The 14,883-nt window shown below is 73.2% G+C and carries 9 protein-coding genes and 1 tRNA gene; 8 read left to right on the plus strand and 2 right to left on the minus strand.

Translation table 11 applies throughout. The features are described from left to right. Positions 1 to 218 precede the first annotated feature (218 nt). The 5 genes from gyrA to BLU42_RS17460 all read left to right on the plus strand — a co-directional run bounded on the left by gyrA (position 219) and on the right by BLU42_RS17460 (position 6,484). Positions 219 to 2,888: a DNA gyrase subunit A gene (gene gyrA / locus BLU42_RS17440; RefSeq protein ID WP_091077348.1), complete on the plus strand. Its 2,670-nt coding sequence runs from the start codon at positions 219 to 221 to the stop codon at positions 2,886 to 2,888. Between the two features lie 294 nt (positions 2,889 to 3,182). After that, positions 3,183 to 4,751: a DUF3566 domain-containing protein gene (locus BLU42_RS17445; RefSeq protein ID WP_157720071.1), complete on the plus strand. Its 1,569-nt coding sequence runs from the start codon at positions 3,183 to 3,185 to the stop codon at positions 4,749 to 4,751. Between the two features lie 118 nt (positions 4,752 to 4,869). Continuing rightward, positions 4,870 to 4,943: transfer RNA gene (locus BLU42_RS17450), tRNA-Ile, on the plus strand. Positions 4,944 to 5,315: 372 nt separating this feature from the next. Further along, positions 5,316 to 5,660 carry a hypothetical protein gene (locus BLU42_RS17455; protein ID WP_091077355.1) on the plus strand — a complete coding sequence of 115 codons (345 nt, stop codon included), beginning with the start codon at positions 5,316 to 5,318 and terminating at the stop codon, positions 5,658 to 5,660. 41 nt (positions 5,661 to 5,701) lie between these two features. Beyond that, entirely contained in the window at positions 5,702 to 6,484 is a 783-nt protein-coding gene (locus BLU42_RS17460; RefSeq protein WP_091077358.1) for a hypothetical protein, read from the plus strand. A 9-nt stretch (positions 6,485 to 6,493) separates the two neighbouring features. Here the strand turns inward: BLU42_RS17460 and BLU42_RS17465 are convergent, their stop codons facing one another. Then, on the minus strand, positions 6,494 to 7,321 hold the full coding sequence (locus BLU42_RS17465) for a glycosyltransferase (protein WP_197680494.1): 828 nt from the start codon (positions 7,319 to 7,321) through the stop codon (positions 6,494 to 6,496). A 163-nt stretch (positions 7,322 to 7,484) separates the two neighbouring features. Between BLU42_RS17465 and BLU42_RS17470 the strand changes: the two genes are divergently transcribed. The 3 genes from BLU42_RS17470 to BLU42_RS17480 are packed head-to-tail and all read left to right on the plus strand — an operon-like array spanning position 7,485 to position 13,308. Beyond that, positions 7,485 to 8,327 carry a class I SAM-dependent methyltransferase gene (locus BLU42_RS17470; RefSeq protein ID WP_091080856.1) on the plus strand — a complete coding sequence of 281 codons (843 nt, stop codon included), beginning with the start codon at positions 7,485 to 7,487 and terminating at the stop codon, positions 8,325 to 8,327. Beyond that, positions 8,324 to 11,179, plus strand: a complete 2,856-nt coding sequence (locus BLU42_RS17475) for a bifunctional glycosyltransferase/CDP-glycerol:glycerophosphate glycerophosphotransferase (RefSeq protein ID WP_172825818.1) — start codon at positions 8,324 to 8,326, stop codon at positions 11,177 to 11,179. The genes BLU42_RS17470 and BLU42_RS17475 overlap by 4 nt, the downstream gene beginning before the upstream one ends. Then, positions 11,176 to 13,308, plus strand: a complete 2,133-nt coding sequence (locus tag BLU42_RS17480) for an acyltransferase family protein (RefSeq protein WP_157720072.1) — start codon at positions 11,176 to 11,178, stop codon at positions 13,306 to 13,308. The genes BLU42_RS17475 and BLU42_RS17480 overlap by 4 nt, the downstream gene beginning before the upstream one ends. Here BLU42_RS17480 and BLU42_RS17485 read toward each other — a convergent pair. After that, complete coding sequence (locus tag BLU42_RS17485; RefSeq protein WP_172825819.1) at positions 13,282 to 14,829, minus strand: stealth family protein; 1,548 nt, start codon at positions 14,827 to 14,829, stop codon at positions 13,282 to 13,284. The two genes, BLU42_RS17480 and BLU42_RS17485, sit on opposite strands and share 27 nt — an antisense overlap. Between the last annotated feature and the right edge of the window lie 54 nt (positions 14,830 to 14,883).

A 14,883-nucleotide genomic window follows, 5' to 3' on the forward strand; every position in this document is an offset into this window, starting at 1 on the left:
TCGTCGAGTGCGCGCAGATCGCGGCGACACGCCGGCGTGTCGCTCGATAAGAGCGCACTCGACTTCGGACGCCGCCCTCGCGCCGGCACGGACCTGCCCCGTTGCTGCGCATTTCTCCCGACCGCGGACCAGGCGCACCTCGCGTTCCCCCCAGGGGTAGCACCGGACCCGCGCGCCCCCCGTACGCACACCGCCGTCACGACCCGAGGAGCTAGCCGATGACCGAGACGCCGCAGGTGTTCGACCGGCGGGAGCCGGTGGACCTCCAGGACGAGATCCAGAAGTCCTACCTCGACTACGCGATGAGCGTCATCGTCGGGCGCGCGCTGCCGGACGTGCGGGACGGGCTCAAGCCCGTGCACCGCCGGATCCTCTACGGGATGTACGACGGCGGCTACCGGCCCGACCGCGGGTGGAACAAGTGCGCCCGCATCGTCGGCGAGGTCATGGGGCAGTACCACCCGCACGGCGACGGCGCGATCTACGACACCCTCGTGCGCCTCGCGCAGCCGTGGGTGATGCGCTACCCGCTCGTGCTCGGGCAGGGAAACTTCGGCTCCGCGGGCAACGACAAGGCCGCGGCCATGCGCTACACGGAGTGCCGGATGGCGCCGCTGGCCATGGAGATGGTCCGCGACATCAACGAGAACACGGTCGACTTCAAGCCCAACTACGACGGCCGCGCGCAGGAGCCGGTCGTCCTGCCGAGCCGCTTCCCCAACCTGCTCGTCAACGGCTCGACCGGCATCGCGGTCGGCATGGCGACGAACATCCCCACGCACAACCTGCGCGAGGTCGGCGCGGCCGTGCAGTGGGCGCTCGAGCACCCCGAGGCGACCGCGGAGGAGCTGCTCGAGGCCGCGATCGAGCGGGTCAAGGGCCCGGACTTCCCGAACGGCGCCCTGATCGTCGGGCGCCGGGGCATCGAGGACGCGTACCGCACGGGGCGTGGTTCGGTGATCATGCGGGCGGTCGTGAGCATCGAGGAGGAGCGCAACGGGCGCACCTCGCTCGTCGTCACCGAGCTGCCGCACATGGTCAACCCGGACAACCTCTCGCTCAAGATCGCCGAGCTGGTCAACACCGGCCGCCTGAATGGCATCGCCGACATCCGCGACGACACCTCGGCGCGTACGGGTCAGCGGCTCGTCATCGTGCTCAAGCGCGACGCGCAGCCGCGGGTGGTGCTGAACAACCTCTACAAGCACACCCAGCTGCAGGACTCGTTCGGCTGCAACATGCTCGCGCTCGTCGACGACGTGCCGCGCACGCTGCGCCTCGACCAGTTCATCTCCTACTGGATCACCCACCAGATCGAGGTGATCAAGCGCCGTACGCAGCACCGCCTGGAGGACGCCGAGGCGCGGGCGCACATCTACCGCGGCCTGGTCAAGGCGCTCGACGCGCTCGACGAGGTCATCGCCCTGATCCGGCGCAGCCCGAGCACCGAGGAGGCGCGCGAGGGCCTCAAGACGCTGCTCGACATCGACGACCTGCAGGCCACCGCGATCCTGGACATGCAGCTGCGCCGCCTGGCCGCGCTGGAGCGTCAGCGGATCGTGGACCAGCTGGCCGAGTTCGAGCGAATCATCGCCGACCTCGAGGACATCCTCGCCAAGCCCGAGCGGCAGCGCACGATCGTCGGCGAGGAGCTCGCCGAGATCATCGAGCGCTACGGCGACGAGCGGCGTACGCAGATCATCGCGGCCGACGGCGACCTGTCCGACGAGGACCTGATCCCCGACGTGCCGGTGGTCGTCACGATCAGCCGGGGCGGCTACGCCAAGCGCACGACGACCGACCAGTACCGCGTGCAGAAGCGTGGCGGGACGGGAGTGCGCGGGGCGTCGCTGCGCGCGGACGACGAGGTCGGCCACCTCTTCGTGACGACCAACCACCACTGGATCCTGTTCTTCACCAACAAGGGCCGGGTCTACCGCGCGAAGGCCTGGCAGCTGCCGGAGGCCGGGCGCGACGCCCGCGGCGGGCACGTGGCCGGGCTGCTGTCGTTCCTGCCGGACGAGGACATCGCCCAGGTGCTCGCCGTCCGCGACTACGGGGCGTCGGAGTACCTGCTCCTCGCCACGCGGCGCGGCCTGGTGAAGAAGACCGAGCTGAGCCTGTACGACTCGCCGCGCCAGGCCGGCATCATCGCCGTGAACTTCCGCGACGAGGACGACGAGCTCATCGGCGCCGACCTCTGCGGCCCGACCGACGAGGTGCTGCTCATCTCGACCAAGGGGCAGGCGATCCGCTTCCCGGCGAGCGACGAGGAGCTGCGCCCGATGGGTCGCGCGACCTCCGGCGTCACCGGGATGAAGTTCCGTCCGGGCGACGAGCTGCTGTCGATGTCGGTCATCCGGACGGGCGAGTCGGAGGACGACCGCTACGTCTTCACGGTCACCGACGGCGGCTTCGCCAAGCGGACGGCCGTCTCGGAGTACCGCCAGCAGGGCCGTGGCGGTCTCGGCATCAAGGCGATGAAGCTCGCCGAGGAGCGCGGCTCGATCGTCGGCGGTGTCGTGGTCAGCGAGGGCGACGAGCTCATCGCGCTCAAGGCCAGCGGCCAGATCACCCGGAGCCCCGTCTCCGAGGTCGCGGTCAAGGGCCGCGACACGATGGGCGTGAAGTTCGTCGGCGTCCGCGACGGCGACTCCGTCGTGGCCATCGCGCTCTACCCCGAGGTCACCGAGGCCGACGTCGAGGCCGTCGAGGCCGAGGTCGAGGCGGTGAGCGGCGACCCGGACGTGGTCACCGAGGCCGCCGAGACCGGCGTCCCCGAGCAGGTGCTCGAGGCCGAGGAGAGCCAGGTCGGTGACCAGGCCGGCGAGTCGGCGCTGCCCGACGAGGTCGGCGACGACCCGGCTGAGGACGACTCGATCGAGTAGTCCGTAGGTCGACGTCTTCTACGACCCTGGGCCGGACCTGAGCAGGTCCGGCCCGGTTTCGTTTGGAGGGGTTGCCCGTGTACCGGACAATAGGAGGACCGGACGCCCAGCAGGGGCGTACGGCAGGGTCGGGTGCCGCGCGGTTCCGGACCTGGGCCGCGGCGTCGTGCCACGATGGGTGAAGCACGGCAGGACCGGCCATCGCCGACCTCACCGGAGGGGTCGACGGAGCAGCCGACAACACGGTCCTCGCGACGCCGACGGGCGCAGCGCGGGGCCAGGAGGATGGTCAGCGTGAGCGAAGGCACGCCGGGACGCGGTCCCGACGCCGACACTCGGACCGACGCGGGGGCAGGGCAGGGCGCGGCCAACGGCCGCCCGCCGGCACCGCCGGTGCGCTACGGCCCCCGCAACGGCAACGCCCGCACCGAGACGACGGCGCCGGGCGGTACCAACGGACGACCCGCGGGCCGTACCGTCCCCGCCTCGCCGCAGCAGTACCGCGCCCCGCAGCCGGGCACGAACGGCAACGGGTCCAACGGCAACGGCGCGAACGGGTCCAACGGCAACGGCACGAGCGGTGCCCCCCCGCAGGCGAAGAGCCCCGAGGCACCCCAGCCCGACGGCCGTGGCCCCGCGTCCTACAGCCGTCCCCGCCCGGGCGCCCAGCCCGCGGGCAACGGTCGGCCGAGCGAGCAGGACCGCGCCGTCGCCGACGCGCGCACGGCCGCCGCGGCCCGCAACGCCAGCGTCGCCAAGGGTCGGAACGGCTCGTCGGCCACCGCCGCACCGGCTCCCGCGGCCGTCGACGACACGGCCGTGATCCCCAAGGTCGAGACAGCGCCCACCGAGGACCGTGCCGAGACCGCTCCGGCTGACGCCCCGGCCTCCGGTCCGGCGACCACGGAGACGCCGAAGTCCCCGGGCCTGCGCAACCTCCTGCGCGACCGTCGGCCGAAGAGCTCCTCGTCCGCCCCGACCGCTGCGGCCGGTGGCGCGGGGGTGGCCGCCGCCGCGTCGTCCGAGACCGCTCGCGACACCTCGACCCCGGACTCCTCCGCTCCCACCTCGACCGACGAGAGCTCCTCGGAGCCGACCAGCCCCACCGACACGGTCGAGAGCACGCAGGAGCGGACGCTGACGTGGCGCGACCGCCTCGGCCTGCCGCCCAAGGCGCCGAAGCCGCAGCCCGTCGACGTCCCCGCCAGCGGACCCGGCGTGCCGACCGCCGCCGCGGCGGCCGCCGTCGCCGCCACGGTCGCGGCCGGCTCCGCCGCACCGGAGACCAAGGCGTCGCCGACCGGCCCGACCACGGCGCCCGACCAGACCGCGCTCCGTGCGCCGGTGACCCCGGCGTCGCCCGCGCCGGTCTCGACCGACACCGCCGTCATCCCCGCCGTCGACGCCGGCGAGGTCGCGCCGGCGTCCCCGGCCGCCGCGGCGACGACGCAGGCCCTGGTGGCCGCCAAGCCGAAGGTGGGCCTGGCCCGCCGGACGCGCAAGGCGCGCCTGCGGCTCTCGCGCGTCGACCCGTGGTCGGTCATGAAGACCGCGTTCCTGTTCTCGATCGCGGCGGGCATCATCCTCGTCGTCGCGACGTACGGCGTGTGGTCGGTGCTGAACGCCTCGGGGCTCTTCGACGCCGTCAACGACATGGTCAAGAGCGTCGTCTCGACGCCGGGCGACACCACGCCGTTCCGGATCGAGGAGTACGTCAACACCCAGAAGGTGCTCGGCCTCGCCGCGATCCTCGCGGTGATCGACGTGCTCATCTTCACCGCGCTCGCGACGCTCGGCTCCTTCCTCTACAACCTCGCGGCCACCGTCCTCGGCGGCCTCGAGGTCACGCTCGCGGAGGACTGAGCCGACCGGCCCGGCGGCAGCCGCCGCCGGGTCCGGCCGTCCGGCGTCCAGGAGTTGGGCGCAGGGCCGTGATCCGCTAACGTTGTCCCTCGTGCGCGGCTCGTCCGTCACACCCCTCGGGCCTATAGCTCAGTCGGTTAGAGCGCTGCCCTGATAAGGCAGAGGTCAGTGGTTCAAGTCCACTTAGGCCCACCCATCAGCAACACCCACCGGCAACCCCTGCGGCTCGGTCGCAGGGGTTCTCTGTCTAGGTGGTCCGGCCAGTGCGAGGTCGAGCCGGCACGGCGCGCGCGGCGTCGTCCCGTGCTCGCACCACGAGGACCGTCGTCCGGCCGTCCCGCACACCCGGGCGGTGCCCGCGCTCCGTCCGCGGCACCAGAACCAGGTCGAGAGAGCGCGTCCTCCGCTTCCCCCAAACCCGACGGGCGTCTGCTCGGGCTGCCTGAGGTGTCGGTGCAGATGGCGCGACGAGGGGCAGGAGCCGAGTGACGTCCGGCTCGGAGGACGCGGCACGGGCGGTGCCGCATCACGGGTGGGATCAGGTGCTCGTCTAGGCTCCGGCTCATGGGCGTCGTCGTCGCTGCCTCGGTCAGCACCGATCCGGTGCGCCAGCCCGCCCGCCGCGACAGCGTCCCCTGCCTGCTGCACGTGGTGGACGGCGTGCTCCACGTGCGGCGCCGCCTCGGGGGCCCGCTGCTGCAGGTGCCCGTCGAGCGCGTCCGCACGGCGCCGGCGACCGGAGGGGTCGCGCTCGCGCTCGATGTGGACGGTTTCCTGCTCAGGCTCGACTTCCGGCTGCCGGGGCGTCGTGCGGAAGGACCCGCACGCGTCCTGCGTCACGGGCTGGGGCTGGTCGCGGACGCCCGGGCCGTCGCCCGCCGAGGGCTCTTGAGCAGAGCGTTGCGATGACGGCGCACGGTCTTTTCCTCTCCCACGTCCGGTCGGCGCGGGTGGATCGCGCCTATCTCCGGCTGGTCGCGGAGACGGCCGGGCTGGTGCGCTGGCACTTCGTCCACAACCCCACCCCCGGAGCCCACCCGACGACGACCTTCTCCTACCCCGAGCCCGCAGCGGTGATGCCGGGTCGCTACGCGTCGATGCTGGCGCACGGCGGCGTGCAGGACGGGTTTCTCGACACCGCGATCGTGCCCCTGGTGCTCGGTCTCCGGGCGCAGCACGTGTGGTGCATGGAGTACGACGTCGACTACAGCGGCAACTGGACGGAGGTGTTCGGCGAGCTCGCCAGCGACGACGCCGACCTGCTGACCAGCACGGTCGCGACACGGGCCGAGACTCCGGACTGGTCGAAGTGGCCGCGGGCCTCCGCCCCGCCCTGGGTCGACGAGGGCTCCTTCCTGCGCGCCTTCCACCCGCTGATGCGCCTCTCGCGCTCCTTCGCCCAGTCGTACGCGCTGATGATGAGCGACCGGGACTGGCAGGGCCACTACGAGTCCACCCTCCCGACGGCGGCGCTGGCATCGGGGGCCAGGATCGCCGACATCGGTGGGCACGGCTCGTGGACCCCGGACGAGCGGCGCGGCCGGTTCTACCTGAACACCCCGTCCGATTACCGCCTCTCGCCCGGCACGCTCGTCTGGCGGCCCCACCGGAGTCACTACTTCCACGAGCGCCCGGACGACTTCGGGCAGCAGCGCCTGCTTCACCACCCGGTCAAGGCCGACGTGGAGGCCTGGTCGACGGCGACGATGAACGCCGAGCGGCCCCCGGGCTGACCAGGCCGTTCAGCCGCGCGAGGTCGTCCAGCGCTGGTTGGCGACCAGCACGTCCCTCAGCCGGGACACCGCCTCCGGCCGTACCCCGGGCCGGTCGCCGGAGAGCACCTGCAGGAAGTCCTCGGTCCACCCGAGGCGCTCCTCGCGCACGACGAGGTCGACCAGGACCTCCGTCTCCGACGCCCGGACCCCCGCAGGGAACCGCCGCCGATCGGCGTCGGAGGCGATCCAGCCCGAGACGTTGCGGTCGTGCAGCCGGTGGTCACCCAGCACCCGCAGCAGGCTCACCCGCCGGTCGAGGCCGGTGCTGAGCAGCGCGACCCAGAAGTCGTGGGATATCCCCGACCCGTGCGGTGGCCACCCCCACCGGTCCAGGAACGACCGCGCGACGGCCATGCTGCTGCCCTTGAACGAGACGGCCGGGCCGAAGCCCCGCCGCGCCAGCAGCTCGAAGCACGAGGGTGCGGCGCGTCCGGGGTCGGTGCTGAGCAGCGTGTAGTCGTGGAAGTACGCCCACCCGGGGCGGAGGGCCGACCAGGCGCCCAGCGTCTCCACCTTCTCGGGGTGCCAGACGTCGTCCTGGTCGCAGAACAGCAGCAGGTCGCCGCGGGCCGCCGCCGCCGCGGCGGCGAAGTTGCGGGCGTACCCCTCGTTCTCGGGCGCCCGAAGGACGACGACCGGGAAGGCGGCGCGGGACGCGAACCGCTCCAGCTCCTCCAGGGTCCCGTCGTCGGAGCAGTCGTCGCGCACGACGAGCTCGTCGGGGAGCCGCGTCTGCCGCTGCAGGCTGTCCAGCTGGGCGGCGAGGTGCCGCCTGCCGCGGTAGGTGGCCAGCACGACCGAGACGAGCGAGCGGCGTCGTCGGGACCAGCGGGGCAGCGTCTACTCCTCGGGCAGTGGTCGAGCACCCCCAGCCTCGCACGGCGGCGCTCCGGCAACCCGGCGCGCCCCGCCGAGGAGGAACACGGCTGCCGCCTGCTCCCCGCCTAGGGTGACCGACATGCCAGGCACCTCCGTGCGGAGCTACGCGGATCTTCCCGGGTGGTTCCGCTGGATCGACAAGACGATGTTCGACGCCCTGCTCGGCGCGCAGCGCGAGCTGCCGGCCGGAGACCTCGTCGAGCTGGGCTGCTACCTCGGGCGCAGCGCGGTCGTCCTGGGGAGCCACCTCCGAGACGGCGAGCACCTCGTCGTCGTGGACCTGTTCGGACGGGACCCCGCCGACTTCGAGCCTCCTCGCGCCGAGCACGACGCCATCCGCGCCGAGAACCGCCGCTCGTACGCCGCCCTGTCGCGCGAGCGCTTCGAGGAGGGCTACGCAGCCGTTCACGGGAGCCTTCCGGTCGTCGTGACGGGAACGAGCGGGCAGGTCGTCGACCACGTCCACCCGGAGGGCGTCCGGTTCCTCCACCTGGACGCCGGGCACGTGCACGCCGACGTCCTCGCCGACCTCCGTCGTGCCCGTGACCTGCTGCAGGACGAGGGGGTGGTGGTGGTCGGTGACCACCGCGCGGAGCACACCCCGGGGGTCGCTGCGGCGGTGTGGGAGGCGGTGGTCGTCGACGGGCTGCGACCCTTCGCGCTCTCGGGCAACAAGCTCTACGGGGCGTGGTCGTCCGCCGACCGCTACGTCGGCGCGCTCGAGGACCTCGTCCGCGACGACCCGCGGTACGCGACGGAGGTCCAGCACGTCCGCGGCTCAGGGGTGCTGCGGGTGGGCCAGGGCCGGAGCACGACTGCCTCCCGCCCGGCAGGCGCGAGCCTGGAGGAGCTCGAGGGGATCGCGGACGACGTGGTCTCCCGGGTGCTGAGCCACAGCGCGATCGGCGGCGAGGGGCGGTGACGGCGACGCAGGCGCACGACCCTCGCGTCCCGCTGCTGAGCCTGGTCGTGTCGGTCTACGGGGTCGAGGCCTACCTCCCGGCCTTCCTCGACTCGCTCGACGCGCTCGAGGGCGACCGGTCGCTCGTGGAGCTGGTGTTCGTGGACGACGGCTCCGTGGACGGCTCCCGGGGCCTGGTCGAGACCTGGATCGCCCGTGACGGGTTCGACGCGGTGCTGCTCTCCAAGCCCAACGGAGGTCTGAGCTCGGCTCGCAACGCCGGGATGGCGCGGGCCCGCGGCACCTGGGTGTCCTTCCCCGACCCGGACGACGTCGTCGCCCCCCACTACCTGCGCGACGTGGCCGCGTTCGTCGAGAGCGCGGCGGCGGACGGCGTGTCCCTGGTCGCCTGCCGGATGGTGCCCTTCGTCGAGGACCCCGCCCGCCCGTCGTCGAGGCACGTGCTGGACGGCAAGTTCGACCGGCCCGCGCGGGTCGTCGACCTCACGACCTCGCCGCACCACGTGCACGCGCACGCCGCGAGCGCGTTCTACCGGCTCGACGTGATCCGTGCGGCGGGCCTCGTCTTCGACGAGCGGGTCGCCCCCGTCTTCGAGGACGGGATCTTCACCGGGATGTACCTGCTCGAGCAGGAGCACCCGAAGACGGCCTTCCTGGGCTTCACCGAGTACTACTACCGCAAGCGCGAGGCGCAGGACTCGCTCACCGACACCGCCTGGTCCAGGCCCGGCCGCTACGGCGCGATCCTCGAGCACGGCCACCTGGCTCTCCTCGAGCGCGCGGGCGACCCGGCGCCCGCCTGGCTGCAGCAGCTCGTGTTCTACGACCTGCACTGGTACCCCCGCGCCGACGCGCGCAACGCCTCGCCCACCGCCGCGATCGACGAGGTGACCCGTGAGCGGTTCTTCGTGCTGCTCGACCGTGTCCTGGCCCGGCTCGACGACGCCACCATCGCCGGCTTCCGGGCGGCCGGGCTCTCCATCGAGCATCGTGACGCCTTCCTGGCCCGCAAGCACGGCGTGTTCGTCCCCGACCGGGTCGGCGTGGTGCGTGTCGACCCGCTGCAGGAGCTGCAGCTGCTGCGATACCACACGTCGTCCCCGGAGCCGGCGGAGCGCGTCCTCGTCGACGGTGTCCCGGCGACGCCGGCGTACGCGAAGACCACCGCCCTCACCTACTTCGGCCGGCCCTGGCTCCACCAGCGCGACCTGTGGGTGACCGCGCTCGAGCCCGTCGCCGTCGAGGTCGACGGCCGGCCGCTCGTGGTGCAGTTGGGCGGACTGCACCGCACCGCCCGCGAGGTGGTCCCGACGGAGGTCTGGAAGCGCTTCCACTCGCGCCGACCGCCGGGTGAACGCGACTGGGAGGCCCCGTACGCGCTGCCGGGGGCGGGCGCGGAGCCGCCTGTCGAACCCTCGGCCGGGACGACCGCGGAGCCGGACGCGGAGGCGTCCCCGGCGCCCGGGTCGGACAGGCGTGGCCCTGCCTCCGCGCGGCGACCGGCCATCACCCGCCTGCGCCGGGTGCTCCGGCGTGCCCGTCGGAGCGCCCGGCGCCGGACGGCTCCGTCACCTGCCGCGCCTGCCCCGCGGCCGACGGCCGAGGACCTCGACGCCCTCGTGGGCGGGGACCCCCAGGTGCTCGCCGACGCGGTCCGCCGCCGGGCCAAGGGGCGCGAGGTGCGCGACCGCTACCGCGACGCGTGGGTGCTGATGGACCGCGACACCATGGCGCAGGACAACGCCGAGGCGCTCTACCGCTACCTGCGCCGGGAGCAGCCGCAGGTCAACGCGTGGTTCGTCCTGCGCCGCGACGTCCCGGACTGGCCGCGGCTCTCCGAGGAGGGGTTCCGGCTGGTCGAGCACGGCTCGCCGGAGCACGTGGTCCTGCTGCTCAACGCCGCCTACCTCCTGTCGTCTCAGATCGACCACTACGTGGTCCACCCCTACGACGCCTCGCTCTACCCGCCGAGGCGCTGGAAGTACGTGTTCCTGCAGCACGGCGTGACCAAGGACGACCTCTCGCGCTGGATCAACGGCAAGCCGATCCGGCTGATGATCACCGCGACGCCCGCCGAGCAGGCCTCGGTCGTCGGTGACGGGTCGCCCTACCGGTGGAGCGACAAGGAGGTGGCGATGACCGGCTTCCCGCGCCACGACGTCCTGCTCGAGAAGGTGCGCCGCCTCGACGCCTCCGAGCGGCGCGACCTCGTGGTGATGCCGACCTGGCGAGACCGGCTGCTCGACCCGACGCCGGGCTCCAACGCCCGGGTGCTGCGGCCCGGCTTCGAGGAGTCGACCTACGCCCGAGCCTGGTTCGGGCTGCTGCACTCGCCCGAGCTCGCCGCGCTGGCCGAGCGGACCGACGTACGGGTCGTCTTCGCGCCGCACCCGAACCTCGAGGAGCACGTCTCGCCCGACCAGCTGCCGGAGCACGTGCGGCTGGCGCGCTACCGAGACCACGACATCCAGGAGGTCGTGGCTCGGGCGCGCGTGCTGGTCACCGACTACTCCTCCCTCGCCTTCGAGGCGGCGTACGTGGGCACGCCGGTCGCCTACTACCAGTTCGACGCCGAGGAGTTCTTCGCCGGGCAGCACGCCTACCGGCGCGGGTACTTCTCCTACGAGCAGGACGGCTTCGGCCCGGTGACCACCGACCAGGGCGCGCTGCTCGCGGCGCTCGGCGAGCTGCTGGACGACGGCCGACCGCTCCGGGAGCGTTACCGTCGCCGCATCGAGGACACGTTCCCCTTCCGCGACGGCGGGTGCAGCCGACGGGTGTACGAGGCGGTCCGGGCGCGCGAGCTGGCGTGGCGTCCGGCCGGCGAGGCGGACGGGGTCGGCGGTCGGTGAGCGCCGGGCTCGCGGCGGCGGCGCCCACGCGTCCGGCCCGTGGTGGGCCCGCGCCCGAGGCCGGCTTCCGGCCCGACGTGCAGGGTGTCCGGGCCTTGGCCGTGGCGCTGGTCGTCGCCTACCACCTGAACCCTGACCTGGTCCCGGGCGGGTTCGTGGGGGTCGACGTCTTCCTCGTCGTCTCCGGCTACCTCATCACCTCCCACCTCGCCCGCACGCTCGCCCGAACGGGCCGGGTGGACCTGCTCGACTTCTACGCGCGCCGCGCGCGGCGGCTGGTGCCCGCCGCGGTCCTGGTGCTCGTCGTGACCTGGCTGGTCTCGCTGTGGGTGCTGCCCACCACCCGGCTCGTCGACACCGCCGAGCAGGTCCGCGCCAGCGCGGTCTCCCTGCAGAACTGGCTGCTCGCGGCGAACTCGGTGGCCTACCTGAAGTCTGACGACGCCGCGAGCCCCGTGCAGCACTTCTGGTCGTTGTCGGTGGAGGAGCAGTTCTACCTCGTCTGGCCGCTGCTCCTCGTCGTCGCCGGGGTCGTCGCCCACCGTCGCTCGCTACGGGCGGACCCGTCCCGGGTGCGTGCCGTCCGCGAGGCGGCCGGCCGCCAGGTCGCCCTCCTGCTCGCCGTCGTCGTCGTCGCGGTGTCGCTCGCCGTCTCGGTGCGGCTCACCGCGACCAGCCCTGCGGCCGCCTACTTCGTCACCCCGACACGGGTCTGGGAGCTCGGTCTCGGGGCGGTGCTCGCCCTGCTGCCGTCGACCTGGACCGACCGGTTGGGGCGGCTCGGCCCACTGGCCTGGGTCGGGCTGGCGGCGGTGGTCGTCTCCGCCTTCGTGCTCGACGGGTCGTCGGCCTTCCCAGGCGTGGTCGCGCTGTGGCCGACGCTGGGCGCGGTGCTGCTGCTCGCCTGCGGCTCGGGGAGCGCCCGGCTCGGGCCCGCGCGGCTCACCTCGTCCCGTCCGGCCGTGGCCCTCGGCGACGTCTCCTACTCGCTCTACCTGTGGCACTGGCCGATGATCCTGCTCTGGACGACCTGGGTGGGACGACCGGTCGGGGTGCTCGACGGCGCGGCGCTCGTGCTGCTCGCGCTCGGGCTGTCGAGCCTCACCAAGCGCCACGTGGAGGACAGCTTCCGCACCTCGGCTGTCCTCCGGCGAAGCGCCCGTCGCTCGCTGGCGCTGCTGCTCGCCGTGCTCCTGCCTGTGGGGCTGAGCACGGGGTGGCTCTGGGCCCACCCGCCGGCGCCCGCGGTCACAGCCGATGCCGCGCACCCCGGCGCGGCGGTCCTCGCGGGCGACGCGCAGGCGCCCGCGGGGGTCGAGGCGATCCCGTCCCTGGAACGCGCGCAGCACGACTTCGGGGCGTATGGCGACGGCCCCGGCGGCTGCCAGTCCGACCAGGCGTCGACGGCCGAGACGCTGTGCTCCTTCGGCGACACCGACGACCCCGTCCGCACCGTGGCCCTCGTCGGAGACTCCGTCGCCGCGACCTGGTTCGACGACCTGGACGCCATCGCGAAAGAGCGCCGCTGGCGGCTGGTCACCGACCTCCACAGCCTCTGCCCGTGGAGCGCGACGATGGCCAGCACCCCTTACACCGCGCGCACGCCCTACGTCTCGTGCCACGACTGGGGCCGACGGGCGCTGAGCACGATGCTGAACGACGTGAGGCCCGACGTCGTCATCACCAGCGCCCGTCCCGTCGTCGGCACGGTGGACCACCCGACGGCGGGTCCCGAGGCCTTCGCGCAGATCGGCGAGGGGATGGCGACCTACTGGCGTGAGCTCGAGGAGGCCGGCATCCAGGTCGTCGCCGTCCGCGAGCCCCCCGAGATGGGCTTCGACGTGCCCGACTGCCTGTCGAGGCCCGGCGCGACCACGGCGGGCTGCAGCGTCCCGGCGAGCACCGCGATCGTCCCGGGCACGCCGGTGCTCCGGGCCGCCGAGGAGCTCGGCGACCGGGTCGACCTGGTCGACCTGAACCGCTACATCTGCGGACCAGCGACGTGCGAGCCCGTCGTCGGCAACGTCGTGGTCTACGTGGACCGCCACCACGTGACGACGACGTACGCCTCGACCATCCGGCCCTATCTCGAGGCGCGGCTGTCAGAGGTCCCCGGGCTCGGCCGCTGAGGCCGCGGGTCGCCGGACGTCGACCTCCCAGGGCGAGGGGACCGGGAAGTAGGACTCGAGGAAGGCGCGGACGACGGCGTCGGGGACCGGCGGCTCTCCCGCGACGGGAGCGTCGTTGAGGCAGAAGACCGACCGGTCGCGCCCGAGGAGGAGCCGGCGGAGCCGGTGCTGCTGCTCCGCCACCCCCACGTTCACGTAGTCGTACGAGATCGAGGAGGGCACTCCGGCCCCCACCACCTGCAGGTAGTAATGCAGCAGCTGGTCGGGCGCGATGTCCTCGTGGTGACGGAAGGGGTGGTGCAGCACCCGCGCGTACGCCTCGGGGAAGAGCGCCTCGAGCTCGCGCTGCCGGCTGCGCAGCTGCGGGTACGGCGTGTGCCGGATGGCGTGGGTCGCGGTCGTGCCGAACCGCTCCTCGAGCAGCGCACGGATGTTGCGGCTCAGGTTGATGTGGGGCTCGTCGCCAGGTCCGGCTGCGCCGAACGGACGGTGCAGCCGGGCCGGGAAGAGCCGGGCCACGCCGCTGGGGTGGAAGAAGGCCTGGGGCCGGACGTCCTGGCCGAAGAACATGTCGTCGTTGAGGTAGAGGTAGTGCTCGGCCAGACCGTCGATGTGGTGCAGACGGCTGATGATCGCATTGCTGTTGAACAGCGGGAGCACCGAGTGGTCGTCGACGATGTCCCGGTGGTCGACGACGGTGAGGCCCGGGGTGTCGTCGGTCAGCCACGCGGGGCGCTGGTCGTCGGTGACCAGCCAGACGTGGCGGACCCAGGGGGCGTAGGAGTGCAGCGAGCGCAGTGCGTAGCGCAGCTCGTCCCGGCTGGCGAAGCGGTTCGAGGCGACCGACTCCGCGTGGAAGGCGGTGCCCTCGGCCCGCGCGCGTGCCCTCAGCATCCGTTCGCGCCAGGCCGGGTCGTCGCCGTCCACCCAGGTGCACACGACGTCGACGTCGAAGTTGAGGTCCTCGAGCATCCGCCGGGCGAAGAGGCGGGGGCGGGGGTAGTCCCGGCCGCCGACCGTGACCGGCTCGGTGTCGCGGAGGACGTCCCGTGGAAGCACGTCGGAGGCGACGTTCGGACGGGGCGCCAGCGCCATGACCTCGTTCACGCCGGTGGTGGGTCCCTCCTCCCACAGCTCGACGTCGCAGCCGTAGAGCTCGCCGACCGTGTAGGACCCCGGCCGGGCACGGACCCGACGGAACACCCGGAGCACCGTCGCCCTGCGCCAGCGGGCCGCCCCCAGCGCCGGGGCGGGCACGGAGCGCCCGACGGCCCGGGTCCCGGCGACCTCTTGCACCCGTGCCGTCCGCAGCCGCGGGCTCGCGCTCAGCGCCTCGACGGTGCGCGTGCGGTCGCTCTCGGCCACCGCGACGGCATGCCGGGTCGCCGAGCTCGTACGCAGCAGGGCGTAGGGGACACCGGCGAGCTCGAGGGCCGATGCGGTCCGCTCCAGGTTGTCGTCGCGTAGCTGCTGCGGCTGCCAGGCCGGGTCGTCCACCACCCAGCCGCCTCGATCGCGCACGGCAGGATCCCCTGGAGGTCCGTGGACGGCTCGGATGCTCGCGAGCGTCCCCCG

This window comes from Microlunatus sagamiharensis, assembly GCF_900105785.1.
In the GTDB taxonomy this organism is placed as follows: domain Bacteria; phylum Actinomycetota; class Actinomycetes; order Propionibacteriales; family Propionibacteriaceae; genus Microlunatus; species Microlunatus sagamiharensis.